This is a genomic window from Listeria immobilis (assembly GCF_014322765.1).
Taxonomy (GTDB): Bacteria; Bacillota; Bacilli; order Lactobacillales; family Listeriaceae; genus Listeria; species Listeria immobilis.
Genome location: NZ_JAASTZ010000004.1, coordinates 101,703 through 125,345, shown reverse-complemented (window position 1 = coordinate 125,345; position 23,643 = coordinate 101,703). Strand labels below are relative to the sequence as shown.

General features: G+C 36.3%; 26 protein-coding genes. 24 read left to right on the top strand and 2 right to left on the bottom strand.

Going from position 1 to position 23,643, the window contains the following annotated elements; translation table 11 throughout:
* The 8 genes from trmB (at position 1) to HCJ50_RS03990 (ending at position 8,285) form a co-directional block, all read left to right on the top strand.
* Complete coding sequence (trmB, locus tag HCJ50_RS04025; RefSeq protein ID WP_185347920.1) at positions 1 to 651, top strand: tRNA (guanosine(46)-N7)-methyltransferase TrmB; 651 nt, start codon at positions 1 to 3, stop codon at positions 649 to 651.
* 52 nt (positions 652 to 703) lie between these two features.
* Positions 704 to 1,552: a YtnP family quorum-quenching lactonase gene (locus tag HCJ50_RS04020; RefSeq protein ID WP_185347922.1), complete on the top strand. Its 849-nt coding sequence runs from the start codon at positions 704 to 706 to the stop codon at positions 1,550 to 1,552.
* Between the two features lie 133 nt (positions 1,553 to 1,685).
* On the top strand, positions 1,686 to 1,934 hold the full coding sequence (locus tag HCJ50_RS04015; RefSeq protein WP_185347924.1) for a metal-sensing transcriptional repressor: 249 nt from the start codon (positions 1,686 to 1,688) through the stop codon (positions 1,932 to 1,934).
* Positions 1,935 to 1,984: 50 nt separating this feature from the next.
* Positions 1,985 to 3,898: a BglG family transcription antiterminator gene (locus HCJ50_RS04010; protein ID WP_185347926.1), complete on the top strand. Its 1,914-nt coding sequence runs from the start codon at positions 1,985 to 1,987 to the stop codon at positions 3,896 to 3,898.
* Between the two features lie 157 nt (positions 3,899 to 4,055).
* Positions 4,056 to 5,354, top strand: a complete 1,299-nt coding sequence (locus tag HCJ50_RS04005; protein WP_185347928.1) for a PTS sugar transporter subunit IIC — start codon at positions 4,056 to 4,058, stop codon at positions 5,352 to 5,354.
* Between the two features lie 12 nt (positions 5,355 to 5,366).
* Positions 5,367 to 5,669: a PTS sugar transporter subunit IIB gene (locus tag HCJ50_RS04000; protein WP_185347930.1), complete on the top strand. Its 303-nt coding sequence runs from the start codon at positions 5,367 to 5,369 to the stop codon at positions 5,667 to 5,669.
* A 30-nt stretch (positions 5,670 to 5,699) separates the two neighbouring features.
* The gene (locus HCJ50_RS03995; RefSeq protein ID WP_185347932.1) at positions 5,700 to 7,970 is read left to right on the top strand and encodes a glycoside hydrolase family 3 C-terminal domain-containing protein; all 2,271 of its coding nucleotides are present in this window, start codon (positions 5,700 to 5,702) and stop codon (positions 7,968 to 7,970) included.
* Between the two features lie 6 nt (positions 7,971 to 7,976).
* A complete protein-coding gene (locus tag HCJ50_RS03990) occupies positions 7,977 to 8,285 on the top strand; it encodes a PTS lactose/cellobiose transporter subunit IIA (protein ID WP_003748006.1) in 309 nt (102 codons plus the stop codon).
* Positions 8,286 to 8,346: 61 nt separating this feature from the next.
* On the opposite strand, the gene HCJ50_RS03985 is transcribed toward HCJ50_RS03990, so the two are convergent.
* Positions 8,347 to 8,658 carry a PepSY domain-containing protein gene (locus HCJ50_RS03985; protein ID WP_185347934.1) on the bottom strand — a complete coding sequence of 104 codons (312 nt, stop codon included), beginning with the start codon at positions 8,656 to 8,658 and terminating at the stop codon, positions 8,347 to 8,349.
* Between the two features lie 210 nt (positions 8,659 to 8,868).
* Between HCJ50_RS03985 and HCJ50_RS03980 the strand changes: the two genes are divergently transcribed.
* The 8 genes from HCJ50_RS03980 (at position 8,869) to HCJ50_RS03945 (ending at position 17,050) form a co-directional block, all read left to right on the top strand.
* On the top strand, positions 8,869 to 9,942 hold the full coding sequence (locus HCJ50_RS03980; RefSeq protein WP_185347935.1) for a M42 family metallopeptidase: 1,074 nt from the start codon (positions 8,869 to 8,871) through the stop codon (positions 9,940 to 9,942).
* Complete coding sequence (locus tag HCJ50_RS03975) at positions 9,935 to 10,153, top strand: hypothetical protein (protein ID WP_185347937.1); 219 nt, start codon at positions 9,935 to 9,937, stop codon at positions 10,151 to 10,153. The genes HCJ50_RS03980 and HCJ50_RS03975 overlap by 8 nt, the downstream gene beginning before the upstream one ends.
* Positions 10,154 to 10,276: 123 nt before the next feature.
* Entirely contained in the window at positions 10,277 to 10,588 is a 312-nt protein-coding gene (locus HCJ50_RS03970) for a thioredoxin family protein (protein ID WP_185347939.1), read from the top strand.
* Positions 10,589 to 10,623: 35 nt separating this feature from the next.
* A complete protein-coding gene (locus HCJ50_RS03965; RefSeq protein ID WP_185347941.1) occupies positions 10,624 to 11,424 on the top strand; it encodes a DUF1444 domain-containing protein in 801 nt (266 codons plus the stop codon).
* A gap of 5 nt (positions 11,425 to 11,429) precedes the next feature.
* Positions 11,430 to 12,047 (top strand): YtpR family tRNA-binding protein, encoded by a 618-nt coding sequence (gene ytpR / locus HCJ50_RS03960; protein ID WP_185347943.1) that lies wholly within the window; start codon positions 11,430 to 11,432, stop codon positions 12,045 to 12,047.
* 312 nt (positions 12,048 to 12,359) lie between these two features.
* Positions 12,360 to 14,720 carry a DNA translocase FtsK gene (locus tag HCJ50_RS03955; RefSeq protein WP_185347945.1) on the top strand — a complete coding sequence of 787 codons (2,361 nt, stop codon included), beginning with the start codon at positions 12,360 to 12,362 and terminating at the stop codon, positions 14,718 to 14,720.
* A 293-nt stretch (positions 14,721 to 15,013) separates the two neighbouring features.
* The gene (gene murC, locus HCJ50_RS03950; RefSeq protein WP_185347947.1) at positions 15,014 to 16,357 is read left to right on the top strand and encodes a UDP-N-acetylmuramate--L-alanine ligase; all 1,344 of its coding nucleotides are present in this window, start codon (positions 15,014 to 15,016) and stop codon (positions 16,355 to 16,357) included.
* Between the two features lie 147 nt (positions 16,358 to 16,504).
* Positions 16,505 to 17,050: a peroxiredoxin gene (locus tag HCJ50_RS03945; RefSeq protein ID WP_185347949.1), complete on the top strand. Its 546-nt coding sequence runs from the start codon at positions 16,505 to 16,507 to the stop codon at positions 17,048 to 17,050.
* 42 nt (positions 17,051 to 17,092) lie between these two features.
* Here HCJ50_RS03945 and HCJ50_RS03940 read toward each other — a convergent pair whose 3' ends face one another.
* A complete protein-coding gene (locus HCJ50_RS03940) occupies positions 17,093 to 18,205 on the bottom strand; it encodes a M29 family aminopeptidase T (RefSeq protein WP_185347951.1) in 1,113 nt (370 codons plus the stop codon).
* Between the two features lie 254 nt (positions 18,206 to 18,459).
* On the opposite strand from HCJ50_RS03940, the gene HCJ50_RS03935 reads away from it, so the two are divergent.
* From HCJ50_RS03935 to HCJ50_RS03890, 8 genes are all read left to right on the top strand, one after another.
* Positions 18,460 to 18,915: a DUF948 domain-containing protein gene (locus HCJ50_RS03935; protein WP_003719894.1), complete on the top strand. Its 456-nt coding sequence runs from the start codon at positions 18,460 to 18,462 to the stop codon at positions 18,913 to 18,915.
* A 21-nt stretch (positions 18,916 to 18,936) separates the two neighbouring features.
* Positions 18,937 to 19,461 (top strand): YtxH domain-containing protein, encoded by a 525-nt coding sequence (locus HCJ50_RS03930; protein ID WP_185347953.1) that lies wholly within the window; start codon positions 18,937 to 18,939, stop codon positions 19,459 to 19,461.
* A gap of 581 nt (positions 19,462 to 20,042) precedes the next feature.
* A complete protein-coding gene (locus HCJ50_RS03925) occupies positions 20,043 to 20,210 on the top strand; it encodes a hypothetical protein (protein WP_185347955.1) in 168 nt (55 codons plus the stop codon).
* 52 nt (positions 20,211 to 20,262) lie between these two features.
* Positions 20,263 to 20,556: a TIGR04197 family type VII secretion effector gene (locus tag HCJ50_RS03920; RefSeq protein ID WP_185347957.1), complete on the top strand. Its 294-nt coding sequence runs from the start codon at positions 20,263 to 20,265 to the stop codon at positions 20,554 to 20,556.
* Complete coding sequence (locus tag HCJ50_RS03915; RefSeq protein ID WP_185347959.1) at positions 20,553 to 20,906, top strand: DUF3958 family protein; 354 nt, start codon at positions 20,553 to 20,555, stop codon at positions 20,904 to 20,906. Before HCJ50_RS03920 ends, HCJ50_RS03915 begins: the two co-directional genes overlap by 4 nt.
* Positions 20,903 to 22,489 (top strand): EndoU domain-containing protein, encoded by a 1,587-nt coding sequence (locus HCJ50_RS15720; RefSeq protein WP_221636595.1) that lies wholly within the window; start codon positions 20,903 to 20,905, stop codon positions 22,487 to 22,489. Before HCJ50_RS03915 ends, HCJ50_RS15720 begins: the two co-directional genes overlap by 4 nt.
* Positions 22,490 to 22,502: 13 nt before the next feature.
* On the top strand, positions 22,503 to 22,910 hold the full coding sequence (locus tag HCJ50_RS03895; RefSeq protein WP_185347961.1) for a hypothetical protein: 408 nt from the start codon (positions 22,503 to 22,505) through the stop codon (positions 22,908 to 22,910).
* Positions 22,911 to 23,255: 345 nt separating this feature from the next.
* On the top strand, positions 23,256 to 23,636 hold the full coding sequence (locus tag HCJ50_RS03890) for a pre-toxin TG domain-containing protein (RefSeq protein WP_185347963.1): 381 nt from the start codon (positions 23,256 to 23,258) through the stop codon (positions 23,634 to 23,636).
* The last annotated feature ends 7 nt before the right edge of the window (positions 23,637 to 23,643 follow it).

Below are 23,643 nucleotides of genomic sequence, written 5' to 3'. Positions count from 1 at the left end.
ATGCGTGTAAAACATAAACCATGGGCTAAAGACAGATTGCAAGAATTTCCAGCAATTTATATTGAAAACCCAGAAGAACTAAAAGGAAAATGGCAAGAAGTATTTGGTAATGATCATCCAATTCATATCGAAATTGGTTCTGGAAAAGGACAGTTTATAAGCGGAATGGCAAAAGCAAATCCAGCTATTAACTATATTGGCATTGAAATGATTGAAAGTGTTCTTGTTTCTGCACTAGATAAGGCAATTGAAGCAGATGTACCCAATTTACGTTTAGTGGCTCGTGATGCTAAATTATTGGAAGAATGTTTTGAGAAGAGGGAGATAGCACAAATTTATCTTAATTTCTCAGATCCGTGGCCAAAAAAACGCCATACAAAACGTCGTCTAACCAATCCTACTTTCCTTGCTATTTATGAACGACTTTTACCGAAAGCAGGAGAAATTCATTTTAAAACAGATAATCGCAGTTTATTTGAATATTCATTAGTAGCGTTTTCTGCCTATAATATGCTACTCACTTTTGTTTCGCTTGATTTACATAATAGTGATTATGAAGGAAATATCAAAACTGAATATGAAGAAAAATTTTCAGCTAAAGGATTTCCGATTTATCGGCTTGAAGCAAAATTTGATAGAGACGAAGGATGAATCAGGTGCATTTACTGCATCTGGTTTTTATATTTTAAGGGAGGAATATATAATGGATACAATTCAAATTGGTGATATTACGATATATTGGTTAAGAGGCGGTTACACACATTTTGATGCAGGTGCGATGTTTGGTGTTGTACCTAAGCCACTTTGGGAGAAAAAATATCCAGCAAATAAAAATAATCAGCTTGCGACTGTGACGGATCCAATGTATTTTCGATTTGAAGGAAAAAATTATTTAATTGATAGTGGAATAGGGAATAATCGTTTAACAGAAAAACAAAAACGTAATTATGGTGTGACAGAAGAATCACACGTACTGGAAGATTTAGCTAAACTAGGTGTCTCTCCAGAAGATATTGATTATGTCTTAATGACACATTTACATTTTGATCATGTGCTTGGTTTGACGGGTGTTTCTAAAGAAGATTACTATTCTGTTTTTAAAAACGCTGAAATTTGGACTTCTAAGACGGAATGGGATGAAATGCAACAACCAAACATTCGTTCCAAAGCGACATACTGGAAAGAAAATTGGGAGCAAATTGAGTCACAAATTCATACTTTTGAAAAGGAAATACAAATCAATAAAGCGATAAAAATGGAACTTACTGGAGGGCATAGTGAGGGACATGCAATTATTTGGTTGGAATCAAACGGAGAAAAAGCTGTTCATATGGCGGATATTTTTCCAACATTTGCTCACCAAAATGTTCTTTGGGTTACCGCATATGATGATTATCCAATGACATCCATTGCCGCAAAACAAACTATTTTTGAAAAAACATTTGGAGAAAATTATTGGTTTTTATCTTATCATGATGCAAGATTCCGGGCTGTTAAAATAGCTGCAAATGGAGAAATTCAGCAGAGTTACCAAATTAATAATCGAACTTAAGAAGTGTTTAAACGCTTCTTTTTTTGAGGGTATTTATATTATATGGTATTATAGAATTATAAACCGCTCAATGAAGCCAAATTAATAACCTGGGTAGGGGGATTAATCATAAATACTGTAAGGGGGTATATAAATGGAACATGTTGATCGAAAAGCATTGATAACAAGATTTGCTAAAATTGAAGGGCATGTGCGCTCAATAAAAAATATGACTGAAGAAGAACGCGACTTCGAAATGATTATGCAGCAAATTGGTGCAGTAAAAAAAGCAATGGACGCAGCAGCAAAAGTGATTTACACTGAACAGATGAAAGAGCTTATTAAGCAAGGCGAAATAGATGAAGTAATCGTTAAAAAGAAAATAGACAGCTATATTCGTTAATTGTCTATTATGGTTAGAGTGATGTTATTGGTGCGAGGAGGATAATCCGGATGAGTAGTTCCCAATTATTATTGCCAAGATGGCGCAAAATAGTCCATATGCTTTATTTAAGAATGTCCTATATTAGTGGAAGAGAGATTGGTGAATCATTAGCGGTCACCCCTAGAACAATTCGGAATGATATTAAGGCTATTAATCCTTTACTACAAGTTGCTGGAAACAAAATTGAATCGCTTCCAGGTGTAGGTTATCGTTTAATTATAGAAGATGAAAAGGCACTTCAAGAATTGCTGTTAGACGATTCCACCGGACAATCAAATATGAATATTGTTCCCATGTTTGCAGAAGAGCGAGCAGATTATATTATTCGTTATTTATTATTAAAAAATGATTACGTTAAGCTGGAAACACTTGCAGAAGAACTTTTCGTCAGTAAGTCAACCATAAATTCCGATATTTTAGAAGTAAAGGAAAAGCTGAAAAATTATTCATTATCTGTTGAAAGAAGGGCAGGTTACGGTATCCGGATTTCTGGGACAGAATTAGCAATTCGTTTTTGTTACTCTAGATATTTACTTGCAGAATCTGCTACCCCGCTAATCACGGAAACAGAAAGAACTTTTTTTCATGATGTAAGTTTAGAAAAAATGCTCGAAATTGTTGTCTCCAATGTAGCGAAATATAATATTCATATGACAGATATTTCCGTTAAAAATTTAATTATCCATATTGCAATTGCCGTTTCACGTGTCAAAGAAAACTGTTATATTACGGCAACCGATTTAGAAGATATTGAATTTAGTATGTCTGAATTACGAGCGGCACAAACAATCATGAAAGAAATTGAACTTGCGGAAAAAATTCATTTTCCAGAAAGTGAGATTTCCTATATTTTATTACATTTAAGCGCGAAAAATTGGAAAAGTGGATTTAATAATTACCGTGAATATATCATTGTGGATAAAATATTGGAGCAAATTAAACGGCTGTATGGTTATGACTTTCAGCAAGACCGTAAGATGGTTTCAAATATTGCGCTGCATTTAAAACCAGCCATTAATCGAATTAAATTTAAAATGAACATCCAAAATCCTTATTTGGAAAATTTAAAAGAGAACTATCCATTTGCGTTTGAACTAGGTTTAGTGGCAAAAGATGTATTAGAAACAGAGCTAAAAACCGAGGTTAATGAGGCGGAGGCAGGTTATTTAGCCATTCATTTTTTATATGGACTTGATAAAGAATTCGTACATCAAAAGCAAAAAGTGTTAATAGTTTGTGCTTCTGGCCTAGGAACATCCCAATTACTTGAGTCTAAAGTAAGAAAACAATTTGCTGGGAGCTTGGATATTGTCGGAGTATATTCATTTAAGGATTATAAAACGAAGGGGACCTCTTGTGACTTTGTTATTTCAACAGTTCCATTACAAACAACACGACATCCAGTAGTCCAAGTATCGCCATTTTTAACGAAAGAAGATATTGAAAACATTTCTTTATTATTGAAAACAGATGAAGCGGAAAACCAATTAGAATTCGAAAAAATTTTTCGTGAAGGACTGTTTTTAATTAGTACGAAAACAAATAAAGCAGAAATATTAGCTGATTTAGCGGGACTTTTACGACAAAAGCAGCTAGTTGGTGCTGATTACTTGCCATCACTTATTGAACGCGAAGAAATTGTGCCGACTTATTTGGGGAATGGACTTGCTGCCCCTCATCCAGTGGAAGCGGAAGTTTTAGAAACAGTTATTGCAGTATGTATTTGTCCTGCTGGAGTAGATTGGAACGAGGAAAAGCGAGCGCAAGTAGTTTTTATGTTAGCGGTAAAAAATGAAGAACAAAAGCGATTGGCGACGCTCTATACGCTAATTAGCGATTTAGTAGAAAACCCTAAAGCGATGAATGAACTTAAACGAGTAACCGATTTTGATAGCTTTATGCGTGTGCTGCGAACGATTTAAGAAGATAACTTCAATAAGAAAAGCTCCTTTTTAAACAGAAAAATGGGAGTTTTTTTCTTTATTTCCGCATCTACTAAGTTAATGGGGAAAAAGACTGGATTTATTTACTAGAAAGAAAGCGCTACACTTATTGTAATATCTAAGGAGGTTTAAGAAATTGAAAAAATTCATCGAGAAATTAAGTTGGTTATCGCAGAAGCTTGGAAATCAAATTCATTTGAAGTCCATGCGTGATGCATTTGCTACTATTTTACCTTTTATTATGTTAGCAGGATTTATGGTTTTAATTAATAACGTAATTATCAAGCCGGATGGTTTTATGTCCGCCATTATTAGTTCAGAAACACTAACTACTTGGCAAAACCTAGGTAATAGTATTGTAAACGGGACGCTTGGAATAATCACTATTTTAATTGGCGCATCCGTTTCTTATTTCCTAGCGCAAAATCGTAAATTTGAAAATCCTTTTGCTCCAGCACTTATGACGATTGCTTTAATTGTTATTTTTGTACCTGCTATTACAGAAGTAGTTCCAATGGGCGCAGAAAAAACAGTTGAAGTGACTGGTGTATTACCACTTTCATTAATGGGTTCTGCAGGGATGTTTGTTGGTATTGTTACGGCATTACTTTCAACAGAAGTGTTTATTCGTCTTTCGAAGAGCGAAAAAATGAAGATTCATATTTCAGGAGATAGTGTTCCGCCAGCAGTTATTAAGTCATTTAATGTGCTTATCCCAACAATGTTAACAGTTCTTATTTTTGCATTTATCTCTTTCTTAGTGGCGACACTATTCAGTCTAAACTTGTATTCATTAATTAGCACGCTTATTCAAAAACCATTAACATTCCTTGTAACTAGCGTGCCAGGGTTCCTAACGTTAATGACGATTTCTCAAATGCTTTATTCTATCGGTATTGCTGGAAGTGGTATTCTTGGTCCAATTATGGATCCTGTACTTCTCGCTAATATGCAAGAAAATATGACGGCGTTTGCTAATCATGCAGAAATTCCACATATTATTAACACAACTTTCCGTGATATTTTTGGTGTTATGGGTGGAGGCGGAAATACAATTGCCTTATTAATCGCTATCTTTATCTGGTCTAAACGTAAAGATTATCGTGAAATTGCAACACTTTCCTCTGCTCCAGGTCTATTTAATATTAATGAACCGGTTGTTTTCGGACTACCAATTGTTTATAACTTAAGTTTAATGATTCCATTTATTATCTCTACACCATTATGCTTAGGTCTAGCGTATTTAGCGACAAAACTCCAACTGATTTCAGAAGTTGTTGTTTTGGTTCCGTGGACGACTCCGGTTGTGGTATCAGGATTCCTCGCAACTGGTGGAGACTGGCGAGCAGCTGTATTCCAAATCTTTTTAATTGGAGTTTGTGTACTTCTGTATTTACCATTCTTAAAAGCGAACGATCGTGTAAAAGCAGCATAGGAGGATGTATTAATGAAAAATATTATGTTAATGTGTAACGCAGGAATGTCTACAAGCGTTCTTGTTCGGAAAATGGAACGAGTTGCGGAAGAACGTGAATTAGAAGTATCAATTTGGGCTATTTCTGAAACGGACTTTGAGAAAAACTGGCGTAAAGCAGATGTTATTTTGCTTGGGCCACAAGTTAGTTATATGAAAGATAAAGTGATGGAAGTAGTAAGCGGAAATATTCCAGTTACAGTCATTGATGTCGTTGATTATGGACGGATGAATGGCGAGAAAGTACTAGATGTCGCATTGGATTTACTGAAATAAAACGTAATACTCTCGCAAGGAGGAAAGCTAATGGCAATTTATTTAGATAAAACAAAGCCTGTGGAAGATCGTGTAGAAGACTTGATTTCCCAGATGACGCTCGCAGAAAAATGTGGGCAATTGAATCAGCGCATGTATGGTTGGGATGCTTTTTCGAGAGATGGAGACGTATTTCAAATTACAGATGATTTTAAACAAGAGGTAGCTCGTTTTGAAGGGATAGGTGCTTTATATGGTCTATTCCGAGCTGATCCATGGTCGAAAATGAATAAGGATACTGGTATTTCACGAGTGCATTCTGCAAAAGTCGCTAATATGATTCAGCGTTATGTGATGGAGAATACAAGATTAGGAATTCCGGTTTTATTAGCGGAAGAAGTTCCACACGGTCATCAGGCGCTAGATAGTGAATCGTATCCTGTAAACCTTGCGCGAGCAGCTTCATTTCATCCAGAATTACAACAACAAGTAGCAGAAGCGATTGCCGAAGAAATCTCTGAAAAAGGAGTTCATTTGGCACTTGCTTCAGCGCTTGATATTCTTCGCGATCCACGCTGGGGAAGAGCGGAAGAATGTTACGGAGAAGACCCATATCTTGCCGCAGAATTAACGGCTGCCATTACAACAGGTTTTCAAAAAGATAGTAAAGTTGCTGTGATTTTAAAACATTTTGCAGCACAGGGAGAACCTGTTGGTGGTCATAATTCTGGTCCAGTTTCGATTGGTGTAAGAGAACTTAGAGAAATTTTCTTAGAGCCTTTACGTGCTGGAATAAGAAGTGGTGCTTTAGGTGTGATGGCTGCGTATAACGAGATTGATGGTGTACCTTGTCATGCGAATAAAGAACTATTAACAACCATTTTGCGAGAAGAAATGGACTTTAAAGGAATTGTGATGGCAGACGGTTGTGCATTAGATCGATTATTAAAATTAAATCCGGATCCTAAAGTAGCCGCTAAAATGGCGATAGAAGCTGGTGTAGATTTAAGTTTATGGGATAATGTTTTTCCGTTTTTAGAGGCGAGTGTAACCGAGGGCGTCTTGGAGGAAGAAGTGGTCAATCAAGCGGTCCGTCGAATTTTACGAGTGAAATTTGAACTTGGGCTATTTGAAAATCCTTTTGTCGATGAAATAATGCCAGCTGTATCTTCTAATTGGAAAAAACTTAATTTACAAGCTGCTAGAGAAGGAATTTGCCTTTTGAAAAATGAAGCTAATACATTACCGTTAAAAGGTGAGCGTAAAAAAATAGCGATTGTTGGTCCGAATGCAGATGCACTCTACAATCAACTAGGAGATTATACAGCTCCTCAAAACGAAGAAGAATGTGTGACTGTTTTAGCTGGACTAAAAAATATTCTTCCACAAGAATGGGAATTATTTTATGAAAAAGGTTCGGATATTCGCGAAGAAGTCGACGGTGGTATTGCGCAGGCAGAAGCAATGGCAGAAAAATCAGACGCTATTATTCTAGTGCTTGGTGGTTCAAGTGCAAGAAACTTCAATATGGAATTTTTAAATAACGGTGCAGTTAGTTCGAAGGGTCCGAATATGGATGCTGGAGAAAATGTGGATGTATCTGATATTGCTCTTCCAGAAGTGCAGTTAGATTTATTCCGTGCGATGAAACGTACCAATAAACCGGTTATTGTTGTAATGATACAAGGCCGACCAATTGCTATTCCAGAGATCAGTAAAGAAGCAGATGCGATTCTGACAGCTTGGTATCCAGGTAGTATGGGAGGAGCAGCAATAGCGGAAGTTCTAATTGGTAAATATAATCCATCAGGCAAGCTTCCTGTTAGTATTCCTGCATCTTCTGGTCAAATACCAGTTTATTATAATCAAAAAGCAGTGGAATATAAGGAAGACTATTTTGACTTATCTGGAAAGCCGCTTTATCCGTTTGGTTACGGTTTAAGTTATAGTACGTTTGCTTACCAGGATATAAATATTCCAGAAGAATTTGTAACGATTTCCTCTTTGTTAGCTGGAGAAACTGTAGCAATTACCGTTACCGTTGAAAACACTTCTGAAATAACAGGAGAAGAAGTCGTGCAACTTTATATTCACGATATGGAAGCGAGTATAACGAGACGAAAGAAAGAATTAAAAGCGTTTAAAAAAGTTCGAATAGAGCCTAATGAAAAAGTAGCAGTAACATTTGAATTAGATAAAACGGCTTTTGAAATTTGGTCTATAAATAATAAATATGAAATGGAGACGGGCGGTATACAGGTTTTCGTTGGCGGAAGTTCTGATACAAATTTAGTCGGTCAAGTAACAATCGTAGGAGGTTAACACAAAATGGAAGGTATGGAACTTGCATCATTTCAGATAATTAGCTCGGTTGGAGCAGCAAGAAGTTGTATCATAGAAGCAATGAGGCTTGGTAGAGAAAGAAAGTTTGATGAAGCGTATCAGAAAATAGATGAAGCGAATGAATTTTTGAGTGAAGGACATAAAAATCATGTTCAATTAATTCAAAAAGAGGCAGACGGTGGAGACGTTCAAATTTCGATTTTATTTATGCATGCGGAAGACCAGTTTATGACGACCTATACATTGCGGGACGTTGCTTATGAAATGATTGCAATCTGGAAAGAAATGAAATAATAAAAAAGAGGTTCTTCACTTGTAATAGTAGAGAATCTCTTTTTTAATTTGTTTTAAACCATTAAGCTAAATACACATCGATAATTGTTCCGGTGTTAGCATCGGCAATAAATTCGTATTGTTTTTTCTCCCCTTCACGAATACATGTGATGCCGCCGTGATAAACAAAAGTATCAATCGCAAATTTTTTGTAGTGTTGTTTTTTAAGTTGAATCCATGAACCCTCAATTGGTCCCTCTTGTTTAAATGCGTTTTTCACATTTTCTAAAATAACATCACCTGAAATTGTCTTATCGTTTAGAAAATAATGATAAACAAGGTGTCCAGCTGCTGCACCTGCTCCTACGCCGGCAATGAAAGCTTTCCAGTTCATTGTTTTGCCTCCCTAGTGTTTTCCTATACTTTTTTTTAAAATGGCATAGTAAAAGCAACTATACGCATCTCTTTTAACCATTATACTACAAATTTTTGATTATAAAAGTTTTTTTGAACACGCTTTCGAAAAAATGGAAGGCATTATGAGCATGAACGCGTAATATTTGTTATAATAAAAGAGATTTCAGACGGAAAGAGTTGATTATTAATGGAAAAAGAAACGTTGGCGATGTTTAAAGAATTAACGGAATTACAGGGAACTTCGGGAGATGAGCATCGAATTCGTGCTTTTATGCGAAAAGAACTTACACCTGTTTCAGACGAAATAATCCAAGACGGACTAGGCGGTATATTTGGTGTACGTAATGGAGCAGCAGATGGTCCGCGAGTGCTAGTTGCTGGGCACATGGATGAAGTTGGTTTTATGGTAACGCAAATTACAGAAAATGGAATGATTCGTTTTCAAACAATTGGTGGTTGGAATCCGCAAGTTCTCCAAGCGCAACGAGTGCAGGTGATGGCGCCGAATGGTCCAGTCATTGGAGTGGTAGCCTCTGTTCCGCCACATTTGTTGTCAGAAGCAGAACGAAGCAAACCTACTGATCCGAAGAATTTATTGATTGATATTGGTGCAGATGATAAAGCGGATGCCGAAAAAATCGGGATTAAACCTGGGCAATTTATTGTTCCTGTTGCTGAATTTACGCCACTTGCTAATCCAAAGAAAATTTTAGCAAAAGCTTGGGATAATCGTTATGGTGTTGGTCTTGCCATTGAACTTTTAAAAGAACTAAAAGGTGAATCATTACCTAATACATTATTTTCCGGAGCGAATGTTCAAGAAGAAGTAGGTTTGCGAGGTGCGGGTGTTAGTGCTAACATGATCCAACCAGACCTATTCTTTGCGCTGGATGCTAGCCCGGCTAATGATACAACTGGAAATAAATCGCAATTTGGCCAGATTGGTCAAGGATTCTTATTGCGAATTTTTGACCGGACAATGATTATGCATCGCGGTATGCGTGAGTTTTTATTAGATACAGCAGAAACAAACCATATTCCATATCAATATTTTGTTTCACCAGGTGGCACGGATGCAGGGAAAGTCCATACATCGTTAAGTGGTATTCCTAGCGCTGTCATTGGTGTTCCAGCACGATATATTCATTCTACTAATTCCATTTTACATGTGGATGATTATGCAGCTGCGAAAGAAATGATTACAACCCTTATTCGTGGATTAGATAAAACGACTTTTGAAACTATCAAAAACAATGCATAAAATTGTAAAAAATCCAGTGCTTTTAGTGGGGGCTATCCTTGTAACAGCAAGCCTTGTCTTTTATCTAGGCTATGCTGTGAAAGGCTCCTATTTTCGAGCAACGGAATTTGGTTGGATTATAACTACTTTTGTAGCAGGGGCGCTAACGTTGATCTTTGGATATTATGGTGATTATCAAAAGCGAAAAAAAGCGCGTTCTAAAGTGAGATGAAAAGTTTGGCTTTTTCGTAAAAGCCGAACTTTTTTCTTACGTAAACATATTGAGCGTTATTCTGGACGAAAGCTTTTTTTGGCGGTACGATTTAACTAGAATATGAAGAGAAGGAGCATAAATATGAAAAACTTAGAATCTGTAGAACAATTTAACGATATTAAATCAGAAGGTAAATCTGTTTTTATGTTTAGCGCTGATTGGTGTGGCGATTGTAAATATATTGAACCTATAATGCCAGAGATTGAGGCGGAAAATGAAGATTTCACTTTTTATCATGTTGACCGAGATGCCTTTATTATGTTATGTGCTGATTTAGCGATTTTTGGAATCCCTAGTTTTCTTGCGTTTGAAGATGGAGAAGAAGTGGGGCGTTTCGTTAGTAAAGATCGAAAAACAAAAGAAGAAATTAATGATTTTCTAGCTGCGATTTAAAAAGTGCCGGTTTTTCAGGGAAGGGGAGGCAACTATTGGCGAAAATGACTACATTAAAAATGAAAGAACGACTTGAAAAAGAATTAAATGCGCCTAATCGACAGTTTTCTTATAATCGTGACAATGATACGCTTCTAGTAATGCAAGCGGATAAAAAAGTGAGCCTTACAATCCCGCAAATTATTGCTAATTACGAAAATGATGGAGAGGCGGCTATCCAAAAAATTGTTTATTATGTTGAAGAAGGCTTTCGAGCGGCGGTGGGTGAAGTGGCGCTTAAAAATAACATGGAGCGTATATATCCAGTTGTTCGTGCCACTTCTTTTCCAAATCAAACAAAAACGGGAACAAAACTTCTAACAGAACCACATACAGCCGAAACACAGCTTTTTTATGCTTTTGATTTAGGTAAATCTTACCGTTTTATTGAGGAAGATATGTTGCAACAAGAAGGAATAACATCAGAAGCTATTAAAACGGCTGCCTTTCTTAATTTGGCGAAATTGGAAGTACCGCTTAAGAAAGATTCGGTCAATGGAAATGATTTTTATTTTGTAAGAACGAATGATGGTTATGATGCAAGTAGGCTGTTAAATGAATCGTTTTTAGCTGAAATGCGTAAAAAATTGACCGGAGAAATGGTGATTGCGGTACCGCATCAAGATGTCTTAATTATTGGTGATATTCAGGATAATACAGGGTATGATGTTCTTGCTCATATGACAATGGATTTCTTTGCGGATGGACTTGTACCAATTACCTCTTTGCCATTTGTGTATAATAATGGTAAACTGGAACCGATATTTATAATGGCAAAAAACAGATTAAAGGAGTAGAAGACGTGATAGTAAACGCATTTTATAACAAAAATGGAGTAGGGGATACACTACTAATCGAAACGGGAGAAGTAACTTTTGAAAATCGCGAGTGGGAACGCCGTGGAGATGTAACAAGAATTTTTAACCGAGAAACAAATGAATTAGCAGGTTTTAATATTTTCAATAGCTCCGAGTACTTTGCTATTACTGCAAATGGAAAAGTGGAACTAACAGAAGAATTAGTAGCTAAAATGAATCAAGTTATTGAAAAAGCGGGTTTTAAACCTGAAATTGTTGCTGATTTATCACCTAAATTTGTTGTAGGTTATGTAGAGTCGAAAGAGAAGCATCCTAATGCAGATAAACTAAATGTTTGTCAAATTAACGTTGGTGAGGAAGTATTACAAATTGTTTGTGGTGCACCCAATATAGACGTGGGGCAAAAGGTAGTAGTTGCTAAGATTGGTGCGGTTATGCCAAGTGGATTGATCATAAAACCATCGAATTTACGAGGAGAAGATTCCTTTGGGATGGTTTGTGCAGCAAGAGAGTTAGCGATTCCTAATGCACCGACGGAAAAAGGGATACTTGTTTTAGATGATTCCGCAATTACTGGAGACGTTTTTCCAGTTAATTTCTAATTAAGATAACCGCTTTTGAACATCTGATATTAAATCAGATGTTTTTTTATTTGCTTATATTACAATATTGTGAAACTCATTTAAATGTTCTACTATGAAACTGGTAATTGTATACAAAATATCTATAAATCGTATTAAAAACAATATTTTTTCGCTATATAACAAAAACTTATATCGGGTTTGAGGCATGTGATATCAAGGTATTATAACGAATATGACTCGAAATAAAGCATATTCACAATTTTGTCATGGATTATTTTGTTTTTGTCTGTTAGAATCAAACAAGAAAATTAAATTATAGGGTGATTATGAATGGGATGGTTTAAAGATTTTTTCTTTGGAGATATGGACGAAGAAATTGATACATATGAAAACACACCTGCTAAAAAAGCAGAAAAGAAAGTAAAAAGTGCTCCAGAGAAGGTACCAAAAAGCAACAATGTGACCGCAATAAAAACAAAAGAAAATCGTACTATAAGAAATACACGGCCAGTAACAAGTAAGCCCAAGCCGACCTTAAAACAAAAGCCAATGCAACAAGTGAAGCGCCCTATGAAAACGCAAATGGTCTATCAATATCCAAAAGGTGAATTTCGATTTCCCTTAATACCAGATAAACCACAAAATATTTCAACACAAAAAACACCAAAAATGAATCCAGTACAACAAAAAACAGAACCAATAGCAGCAAAAGAAGAAGTACGAAAACGACCTTTTGCGGCAACAGATGTTCCGTCTCCAGTATATGCTTTTAATAAAAGACCTAGTAGATTTGAATTTGAGCTAAATGAGTCAGAAGAAATAGAAGAAATACGCGAAGACTTAACAATTGCACCAGTAGATTCACCAGATTTAGCAGAAGCTGAAACAATTGCATTTGATGCTGAAATTGAGCAGCAAATAAAAGAAACTATCCCAGAAGAAATAGAAGAAGTAGTTATCGCAGAAGAGATTCCTGCTGTTTTGCCAGAGCAACCGACAGAGCCAGTTACAGATGAACCGAAAACATCGCGAGTCTCACTTATAAAAGAAGAAACAACTGCTGCACCACCTGAAAAAGCAACACAAGTAGAAAATAATAGACAAGAACAATTACGGAAAAGCAGAATTCCATTTAATGTAATGATGGTAAGAAGTGATAAACAAGCACTTCAAAAAGAAAAAGAGATTCCTGAACAACAGGTCATATCAGAACAACCAGTAAGAAGGGAAGAACCAAAAGAACCAAAAGAATCAGTAGTAGAAACTGTTGGTAACTATCAATTTCCAGAATTTAACTTGCTCCATCCACCGGTCTCTAAAAGAGAAGATGACTCGTGGCTTCAAATGCAGCAAGAAATGTTAAATGAAACATTAGAAAATTTCAATGTTCATGCCAGTGTTGTTAATAGAACACAAGGTCCAGCTGTTACTAGATTTGAAGTTCAGCCAGAAAAAGGTGTAAAAGTTAGCAAAATAACTAATTTAACAGATGATATTAAATTAAGCTTGGCTGCGAAAGATATTCGAATTGAAGCGCCAATACCTGGTAAAAGCACAGTTGGTATTGAAATTCCTAATCAGACGAGTCGTCCAGTAATGCTTTCAGAATTAATGAACACAGAAGCCTTTCAATCTTCTACGTCACCGCTTACTGCTGCACTCGGACTAGACATTTCAGGGACTCCAATTATTACTGATTTGCAAAAAATGCCCCATGGTTTAATTGCAGGGGCGACAGGGTCGGGTAAAAGTGTTTGTATTAATTCACTCCTTGTAAGCTTGCTTTATAAAGCGACACCAGACCAGTTAAAATTACTTTTAATTGATCCGAAAATGGTAGAACTAGCACCATATAACCGAATTCCACACCTTGTAAGTCCTGTTATTACAGATGCAAAAGCAGCCACAGTCGCATTAAAATGGGCAGTAGAAGAAATGGAACGCCGCTATCAATTATTTAGCCATACAGGTGTTCGAAATATGGAAAAATATAATGAGTATGCAAGTCATCCAGATCACACAGGGGAAAAATTACCTTATATTTTAATCGTAATTGATGAGTTAGCAGATTTAATGATGGTAGCGCCAAATGATGTAGAAGAATCTATTAGCCGTATTGCTCAAAAAGCCCGTGCGTGTGGTATTCATATGATTGTAGCAACACAGAGGCCATCTGTAGACGTAATTACAGGTCTTATTAAGGCAAACATACCAACACGTGTTTCTTTCTCTGTATCGTCGCAAATCGATTCTAGAACGATACTTGATTCAAGTGGGGCTGAAAAACTACTTGGAAAAGGGGATATGCTTTTCTTGCCAAGTGGTGCAAGTAAACCTGTACGACTACAAGGGACATTTGTTAGTGACGAAGAAATCGATGCTGTTGTTGCACATGTACGTACTCAAGGTGAGGCTAATTACATTTTTGAAGAACAAGAACTTCTTATCAAAGAAACCGCAAAAGAAAATACAGATGAATTATTTGAAGAGGCTTGTGATTTTGTATTAAGTCAAAATGCCGCATCAACTTCTTTATTACAAAGACATTTTAGAATTGGTTATAACCGGGCGGCTAGATTGATGGAATCGCTTGAAAATCATCAAATTGTTTCCGGAATCAATGGTTCCAAACCACGCGATGTAATTATCACAAAAGATCAATTAGCGAAACTTAGAAATAAAGAAACATAATTTCATAGTACTAAACTAACATGATACTTCACCTGTCTTGCATTATTTGCCTATTTTTATGAGTCATTTCTCTTATATTTGATGAAAGGTTTTTCTATTTACATGGAAAGTGATATAATAAGCTGGTGAATTATTGATACAGCAAGAGTATAAACAAAAAACACAACTGGAACGTAAGATGATGTCTAGAAAGTGAACGATTTATACTGTTTTCAAAGTTAAGACTTAATGCTTAACTGTTAACATATTTTTTTAGGCACCCTCTTCAAGATAAATTAATGGGGGTTCAAATAATGACTATCTATCATTTTGTTGGAATAAAAGGGTCAGGAATGAGTGCACTTGCTCAGATTCTGCATGATAAAGGTTTTCAAGTGCAAGGAAGCGATGTAGATAAATATTTCTTCACACAAAAAGCTTTAGAAGAAAAGCAAATTCCGATTACTACTTTTTCGGCGGATAATATAAAGAGTGGGCTAACAATCATTGCAGGAAACGCATTTCCAGATACACATGAGGAAATTGAGCGCGCGGTGGAATTAGATCTTCCAGTTATTCGTTACCATAAATTTTTAGGTCAATTAATTGACGGTTACACAAGTATTGCTATTACAGGTTCGCACGGTAAAACATCAACAACAGGTCTACTTTCTCATGTAGTTGGTGCAATTCGTCCTACCTCGTACTTAATTGGTGACGGAACAGGTAGTGGAACAAAAGGTGCTGAGTATTTTGCACTGGAAGCTTGTGAATATCAACGTCATTTCCTTGCTTATAAGCCAACATATGCTATTATGACGAATATTGATTGGGATCATCCAGATTATTTTAAGAGTGTGGATGATGTTTTTAATGCGTTTGAAACACTTGGAAAACAAGTGAAAAAAGCTGTTTTTGCACTTGGGGACGACGCAGAACTTCGCAAACTTTCGTTAGATATTCCAATCATATATTTTGGCTTTGGCGAAGACAACGAATTCCAAGCGAAAAATGTTATTAAAGAAACGACTGGAACACGTTTTGATGTCTATCATCGCGATGAGTTTTTAGCTTCTTTTGAAATTCCTGCGTACGGAGATCATAATGTATTAAATGCATTAAGTGTTATCGCTTTATGTGATTATGAAGGACTACCTGTAGAAGAGGTTAAAGCCGAATTAAAAACATTTGAGGGTGTTAAAAGGAGATTTAGTATCACGGAAAAAGGCAATCAAGTTTTAGTAGATGATTATGCCCATCATCCGTCAGAAATACGTGCAACAGTGAATGCTGCACGACAAAAATATCCTGATAAAAAAGTTGTCGCTGTATTCCAACCGCATACATTTACACGTACACGCACATTCTTACAAGGATTTGCGGACAGCTTAAATTTAGCGGATGAAGTTTATCTTTGCGATATCTTTGGTTCAGCACGCGAAAAAACAGGCAATTTAACGATTGCTGATTTGGCACATAAAACAAAAGGTAATCACATTATAAAAGAAGAGCATACGGAAGAACTTTTGAAATATCCTGGAGCAGTGATTTTATTTATGGGTGCTGGTGATGTTCAAAAATTCCAAGCTGCTTACGAAAAAGTATTAAGCCAAGAAGCACTGACCGATACTGAATTAAAAAAAAGTGCTATTAATTAATAAATAACGAGAGCATGCCTGTTTGTTGGCATGCTCTTTACTTGTTTATAATTATTATAAATTAAAGCTTTACACTGCTTAATCCGTGTATTAAAATATATCTTGTGATACAAAATACAACTACATAGATTAAATGGAGGGATAAAAGTGGCAGAACGTTTAGTAGGCACACAAGCTCCAAGGTTTGAAATGGAAGCTGTTATGCCCAATCAGACTTTTGGGAAAGTAAGTCTAGAAAAAAATATAGAAGATGATAAATGGACAGTTCTGTTTTTCTATCCAATGGACTTTACATTTGTTTGTCCGACAGAAATTGTAGCGATTTCCGCTCGTTCAGATGAATTTGATGCTTTAGATGCGAGAATCATTGGTGCTTCAACAGATACCATTCATTCTCACCTTGCATGGACAAATACGCCGATTAAAGAAGGTGGAATTGGCAAGTTGAATTATCCTCTTGCAGCTGATACAAACCATCAAGTAGCAAGTGATTATGGGGTGTTAATTGAAGAAGAGGGTGTCGCATTGCGTGGTCTTTTCATTATTAATCCTAAAGGTGAAATTCAATACGAGGTAGTGCATCATAATAATATCGGCCGCGAAGTCGATGAAGTTTTAAGAGTTTTACAAGCCTTGCAAACTGGTGGACTATGCCCGATAAATTGGCAACCTGGTGAAAAAACAATTGTATAAAAAAGTAAAGCGCCTAGGAAATAAATTCCTAAGCGCTTATTTTTATACTAAATTTTCTGGGTTTAATGCTTCTAATTCAGGAAGCACGAAAATACCATCTTTACGAATGAGCATATCATCAAAATAAATTTCTCCGCCGCCATAATCAGCGCGTTGAATATTTACTAAATCCCAGTGTATTGCTGATTGATTACCATTGAAGGCTTCATCATAACATTGACCAGGTGTAAAATGGAAACTTCCTTCAATTTTTTCATCAAACAGAATATCTTGCATTGGTTCATGGATGAATGGATTGACACCAATCGCAAATTCTCCAACAAAACGAGCGCCTTCATCTGTATCTAAAACTTTGTTAATACGAGCGCTATCATTGGCAGTTGCTTCTACAATTTTTCCATCTTTAAAAGTAAAAGAAACATTTTCAAAAGTAAATCCTTGATAAGGGGAAGGGGTATTGTAAGTAAGTTTCCCATTAATAGAGTTGCGTACAGGGGCAGTGAATACTTCGCCGTCCGGAATATTCATTTCACCAGCACATTTAATTGCGGGAATATCTTTAATGCTAAATGTTAAATCTGTTCCCGGTCCAACTAAGTGAACTTTATCTGTTTTATTCATAAGTTCTACTAATCCGTCCATCGCAGCACTCATTTTTCCATAATCTAAGTTGCATACATTAAAGTAGAAATCTTCAAATCCGACTGTACTCATTTTTGCAAGTTGAGCCATAGATGAACTTGGATAACGAAGCACTACCCATTTTGTGTTTTTGACGCGAATATTAGAATGCATTTTACCAATTGTATCACCATGAATTTTTAATTTATCAGCAGGAACATCGGATGTTTCATTAATATTATCTCCTGCGCGTAAACCTATGTATGCATCCATTTCTTTCATCACATTACCTTCAAACTCAGCAATCTTTTCGTACTGCTCACTATTTGCTCCAAGCATTAACGCTCGGTCGATTTGTGGTTCTTTCAAAGAAACAAACGGGAAACCACCTGCTTTATATGCTTCTTCCACTAAAGCCATCACAAGCTCTTTTTGGACACCAAAGTTTTCAATCAAAACTTTTTCTCCAGCACCAAGTTTGACGGAATAGTTGATTAAATTATGTGCTAATTTTTCAATTCTTGAATCTCTCAATCTTTTGACCTCCCTGAAATTAAAAATAAGCAAAAAGTTGCTCCTATCTATTTTACTCTAAATTTAACCAAAAGCAACCATCTGTAATTAATTAGCCAGTTTCTTTCTTATTAGTTTATTTTTTTGCAGTTAATTGCTAAAATGAAGCTAATACCTTTTCTTTTTTTACAATAAGTACATAGATTTCTTAGGGGAAGAAAGTTTTAGAGAGAAATGCTCAGGGTATAGAAAAAAGAACATGGAGGTGTGGATAGATGATAGTAATCTTGTATATTGCAGCATTGATCGCTGCGATAGCACTATTAGTTATTGCCATCAATTTGGGGAAAACATTAAAATCAACTTCCCAAACAATGGACGAGGTAGCTAAATCATTAGAAAAAATAACAGTAGAAGTACAAGGTATTACAGGTCAGTCACAAAAATTACTTGATAAAACCAATATACTTCTAGAAGACGTGAATGGTAAAGTTGCGAAAGTAGATCCAGTTTTTGATGCAGTTGGTGATATTGGAACATCTTTACTCGGATTAAGCCAATCTGTTCGCGAATTAGCAACACTAGCAACAAATAAAGTAGAACAAAATGAAGCAAAGATTTCTCAAGCTGTCTCCATTAGCAATTCCATTCTTTCTTTTAGAGAAAAAATGAAAGCAAATAAAGCAGCGAAAGAAGCCGCAAAAGAAGCATCTGAACAATCAAATTTCTAATATAATCTGGAGGGATTTATCATGGCAGAAAAAGATGGTATTAATACAAAAGATTTTCTAATCGGTGGTTTAATTGGAGCAATCGTTGGTTCAGCGGCAGCACTTCTTTTAGCACCGAAATCAGGTAAAGAATTACGTGAAGACTTAAATACTCAAGTAGATACATTGAAAGAAAAAAGCAACCAATGGAAAGATGTTGCATACGAAAAAGGTATCGAAATTAGTGGCGTAGCAAAGGGAACAAAAGATAAATTAGTTGATTCTGCTGGTGGATTTGTAGATGTAGTTAAAGACAAATCTGGTAAATTAGCAGATACAGTTGCTAAACAAGGAAAAGCTGTTAAAGATGTCGTTTCCAAAAATAATGAAGAAAATGCTGAAGCAGCTAAAAAAGCAGCAGAAACAGTAAAAAGTGAAGCTAAAGATGCTGCTGATGATGTAGAAAAAGCAGCAGATAAAGCAAAAGATGAAGCAAAAAAAGCAGTATCAGAAGGCAAAGACGCTGCTAAGAAAGTGGCAACAGATGCAAAAAAAGAAGTGAAATAATTTCAAAATTAGCCAAAATGGCTGTTAGAAAAGACGTAAACAAATTTTGTTATAAATTTGTTTACGTCTTTTTTATATATTGCTGAAAGTTTTATCAGATATTGAGAATCTATTGATACAAATAAATTATCAACCGATTAAAGCTCTGCATGTACTAGTAAAAAACGGGATCAGATCAATAGTATCAAACAGAAAGTTGAATGGAATCAGTAGGTAGCGAACTGTATCTACATGTTTATTACTACATATTTTATTATTAGAAGTCAAAAAACAGAAAAACATCCGAAAACTAATAAATATATATAAAATATTCTGTAACTGTTAAGAATTACCCGAAAAAATCCTCAATAATAGCTATGCTTTGATTAAACCTTGATGTAAAAAATCGAGGTTTTTACATCGCTAACTTTAAAATTCAATCCGTTTAGATATAGCAATTAGTAGATATTATTCTAGCATTTCTATTTGTGAATGATATAATAAGAGCAGGAGAATGGGCTCCTATTAACATTAACAGAGAGGATGCGAGTAAATGGAACGGGAACAACAACTTATGCCAAGACACAAGGAATTGCTAAACATTGAGCCGAATAGGCACCGATGAATTAACTGAATTTCTACATAACTTGAAGAAAAGTAATAATGAAGCAAGAACCATGCTGAAAAATATCAAAACCGTTTTAATGAATACGACATCAGAACTTTCGGGAAAAGCATTAGTTTATGGAAGGGTGGCATCGTTGATATAGATGCTAGTAAGAGGCGTTTTTTCTAAAAATGAACAGGAAGGGATGAAGAAAAATGAGCACAGTAGCAAGTGATTTAGGGCAAGCCACAGAAAAAGCCACTGCGCTTCAACAAGCTGTTTCGATCCTTCAGAAACAAGGAACAACCACTATGAAAGATGAAGAAACAACGGTTGGGGGGAATACACAGGCACACACGGCAATCCAAGCAGAAGGCAAAGCAGCCACTCAGATTGCGAGTGCGTTAACGATGGCAAGTACGAATTTACATAGTGTCGCAGAGGCCTTTGCTGCGAAAGATGCGGAACTGGGGGCCAACCTTTCAACCATTGGAGGTTCAACACCATGAAGACGTGGACCGAGTGGCAACAAGAGGAACGGCGATTAATGGGAAAAGAAGACGAAAATCAACAAAAAAGGCGAGCTGTCCAGCAACTTCAAGAAGCCTATGACATCCATTTGCGACAAGGACTCCGATTTGTGGAAGAAGTTAGCTGGCAGTTTCGGAAAAATGATCGAGCCTTTTTACGGGAACAAACGCAAGAACGGGTTTTCTCTCTTTCACAATCGACACAAGCACATTTTGAAACCATGGAAGAAACCTTACGACAAGAAAAAAGAAATCTAGAAGATGAATTCAATGAAGTCGCCTACGGAAAAAGAAAAGCAAGCTTAGAAGAACAGGAGGCGAAATCATGAGTATTGATATGTACGTATCCAAATCCAAAGCCCAAGCGACGAGTACCAGCCAAGTTTGCCAGCAACATTTAGAAGGCTATGAAGCACTCCAACAAGCAATCAGTCAGTTCACCCTCGAGCCTTTCTTAAAAGGAAAAGCATACGACTCGGCCAAAGCTTATTATAGCACCGTGCTCTATCCCCTTGTGCAGGGAGGGATTTTATTAACCGAAGCGACCGAGGAGGCCGTCAAAAAATTCCCAGAACGTTACCAAAGTGAAGTGGACAGTGGGGATCTCAAACAGTCCGAACTAGAAGAACAAATACGCCGAGTCAATGAACTCATCCACCAAGCGAATGACCTAGAGAACCAAGTGAGGCAATCCCCATTATCCGAAACAGATCAGCAAATCCAGCTACAATTTAATCATGCCTTACTAGAAGCGTATCAAACGAGCAAACAAGAACTAGAAGAAAAACTTCAAAAATTAATCGCCTTTCACGCAAGTTCGCCCCGTATTTTTTCCGAAATCGCGCATTTGAAACAGGCGATTGATCAAGGCTTGGCTCAAACAAAGACCGCATGGAATCCAACATCGGGTACCTTTGTAGTGCCGAGCCAGGATAAACTAGCATGGGCAAATACCATTCGAGCGTTTCAACAGAAAAAAGAAGCGCAAGAAGAACCAGATACAACGGGCCGAACTTATACACGAATAGACTTAGGAAACGGGACGTACATATGGGCATGGTCCAAAGATGGCCGCACACTGACCCAAGACGATATCCAATTCACCGTAAAACATGATAAATGGGCAGGAAAAGATGGTGGATTAGGAAAAATGCTAGCCCAAGCAGGAGCAATGAAAGCCGAAGCGAAAAACTTTGACCCAGTGAAAGCAATGAAAGAAATAGCCGATCTCATTACACCGATAGGAGACGGTGCTAGAGTGGTGACAGGAGAAGACCCGATAACCGGAGACAAGCTATCATGGGGCGAACGAGGACTTTCCTTGTTATTTATCATTCCACTTGCGAAAGTAGGCAAATATGGGAGCAAAGGGTTTAAATTTGTTTACGAAGGCATAGAAGACGCAAATAAGATTCATAAAAAAGCAGACAAGGTGAAAGAGGTAGAAAAAAGTACGAAGAAAGCTAGTGGAGCTAACTCAATTATTACTCCAGAAATGGAAGAAAAAATTCTTTGGGGACAAAGAACCAATCCAAACAAAAATAAAATTATTGGTGGACATTCTCCAGAAATTAGCAATAATCATCCTAATTATGCTGTGGAAGAGATAATTTTGAATCCTGATGGAACAAGAAAATTAAAGTATACGACTCAATTTCCAGACGGTAATTTATCTAAAATAAAAACAAGTACAGTATTTCCGGAGGGATGGAGTGATACAAAAATCCTTGAAAGTTCAACAAGTATTGGAAATAATGCGCCCATAAGCGTCAGATCCAGTGATGGAGCAACATGGCACAGAAGTGTTATAGATGGTGTAGAAATTGATGTAATTAAGCGAGGAAATGAAATAATTAGTGCTTATCCTACAGGAACAGTTAATGGACCTCCACCAGTAGGATTTAGTAAATAAGGAGTGTTAAACTATGTTTGACGAATTAAATAAAATATTATCGGAGGATAGTTCAGAAGATTCTTGGTATGATGATGGATGTATTTATGCTGAGGAGTTATTGGAAAATTTCACTGATGATGATTGGAAAAAATTAATGACCACTATAAAAAGTAAAAATGATAAATACAAAATTAGATTAGCTTATTCTGTGGAAGAAAACATAGGTATGAATGGATTTAATTTATTATTAGAGTTACTTGATGAAGATGATGAAGTAGCAGAATATGCGATAGATTCATTACGTTCATTCGAGGGCGAGCCCTATAGAAACTTGATTATTTCTGATAAGGCAATAATTGATAAAGCAGAAAAACTACTAAAAAATGCAAGTTTACCAGTAAAACGAATTTTGGAGGTGTTTTTGCAACAAAATAAATAAAAAATGACTTTATCATAAGACTGAAAATCACGTTTCCCTAGTTTTTTTACCCACTATTTTGCTAGATTCTGAGGGTGAAGATTGGAAATATAGTTTTTTATAAATTAAAAAAGACACTTTACTTCCTCGCTTAGCATCGAGAAAATAGAACCTTGACTAGTATTAGTATGCGTAAATTCACTAATCAAGTTGCCAATAGCTAACCAAAGCTAATTGTATTCATTGTAAGAAAAATTTATTTTTGAGAAAGGGAGCGATTGAGTGCAATCGCTTCTTTTTCTACATCTAGAGCTAATTTATAGCTCCAAGAAAGCCAGTTAGGAAAGAATATCAAAAACACAAGCAATGAAAGCCGAAGCGAAAAACTTTGACCCAGTGAAAGCAATAAAAGAAATAGCCGACCGCTTTACACCAATAGGAGACGGTGCTAGAGTGGTGACAGGAGAAGACCCGATAACCGGAGACAAGCTATCATGGGGCGAACGGGGACTCTCCTTGTTATTTATCATTCCACCTATTAAAATAGGAAAATATGGGGCCAAAGGGTTTAAATTTGTAACAGAAGGCGTAGAAGACATACATGAAATCAATAAAAAAGCAGACAAGGTGAAAGAGGCAGAAAAGAGTACGAAGAAAGCCAGTGGAGTTGATGTACCTAAAGGTGTTGGGAATCCTGTAAAGATTGAAGGAAAAGGTGTACTGGTAGAACAACACCTAATATTCTGAATGAACA

Coding starts and splice junctions, on each gene's coding strand:
- trmB (WP_185347920.1), top strand. CDS start 1: ATGCGTGTAAAACATAAACCATGGGCTAAAGACAGATTGCAAGAATTT.
- HCJ50_RS04020 (WP_185347922.1), top strand. CDS start 704: ATGGATACAATTCAAATTGGTGATATTACGATATATTGGTTAAGAGGC.
- HCJ50_RS04015 (WP_185347924.1), top strand. CDS start 1,686: ATGGAACATGTTGATCGAAAAGCATTGATAACAAGATTTGCTAAAATT.
- HCJ50_RS04010 (WP_185347926.1), top strand. CDS start 1,985: ATGAGTAGTTCCCAATTATTATTGCCAAGATGGCGCAAAATAGTCCAT.
- HCJ50_RS04000 (WP_185347930.1), top strand. CDS start 5,367: ATGAAAAATATTATGTTAATGTGTAACGCAGGAATGTCTACAAGCGTT.
- HCJ50_RS03995 (WP_185347932.1), top strand. CDS start 5,700: ATGGCAATTTATTTAGATAAAACAAAGCCTGTGGAAGATCGTGTAGAA.
- HCJ50_RS03990 (WP_003748006.1), top strand. CDS start 7,977: ATGGAAGGTATGGAACTTGCATCATTTCAGATAATTAGCTCGGTTGGA.
- HCJ50_RS03985 (WP_185347934.1), bottom strand. CDS start 8,658: ATGAACTGGAAAGCTTTCATTGCCGGCGTAGGAGCAGGTGCAGCAGCT.
- HCJ50_RS03980 (WP_185347935.1), top strand. CDS start 8,869: ATGGAAAAAGAAACGTTGGCGATGTTTAAAGAATTAACGGAATTACAG.
- HCJ50_RS03975 (WP_185347937.1), top strand. CDS start 9,935: ATGCATAAAATTGTAAAAAATCCAGTGCTTTTAGTGGGGGCTATCCTT.
- HCJ50_RS03970 (WP_185347939.1), top strand. CDS start 10,277: ATGAAAAACTTAGAATCTGTAGAACAATTTAACGATATTAAATCAGAA.
- HCJ50_RS03955 (WP_185347945.1), top strand. CDS start 12,360: ATGGGATGGTTTAAAGATTTTTTCTTTGGAGATATGGACGAAGAAATT.
- murC (WP_185347947.1), top strand. CDS start 15,014: ATGACTATCTATCATTTTGTTGGAATAAAAGGGTCAGGAATGAGTGCA.
- HCJ50_RS03935 (WP_003719894.1), top strand. CDS start 18,460: ATGATAGTAATCTTGTATATTGCAGCATTGATCGCTGCGATAGCACTA.
- HCJ50_RS03930 (WP_185347953.1), top strand. CDS start 18,937: ATGGCAGAAAAAGATGGTATTAATACAAAAGATTTTCTAATCGGTGGT.
- HCJ50_RS03920 (WP_185347957.1), top strand. CDS start 20,263: ATGAGCACAGTAGCAAGTGATTTAGGGCAAGCCACAGAAAAAGCCACT.
- HCJ50_RS03915 (WP_185347959.1), top strand. CDS start 20,553: ATGAAGACGTGGACCGAGTGGCAACAAGAGGAACGGCGATTAATGGGA.
- HCJ50_RS15720 (WP_221636595.1), top strand. CDS start 20,903: ATGAGTATTGATATGTACGTATCCAAATCCAAAGCCCAAGCGACGAGT.
- HCJ50_RS03895 (WP_185347961.1), top strand. CDS start 22,503: ATGTTTGACGAATTAAATAAAATATTATCGGAGGATAGTTCAGAAGAT.
- HCJ50_RS03890 (WP_185347963.1), top strand. CDS start 23,256: ATGAAAGCCGAAGCGAAAAACTTTGACCCAGTGAAAGCAATAAAAGAA.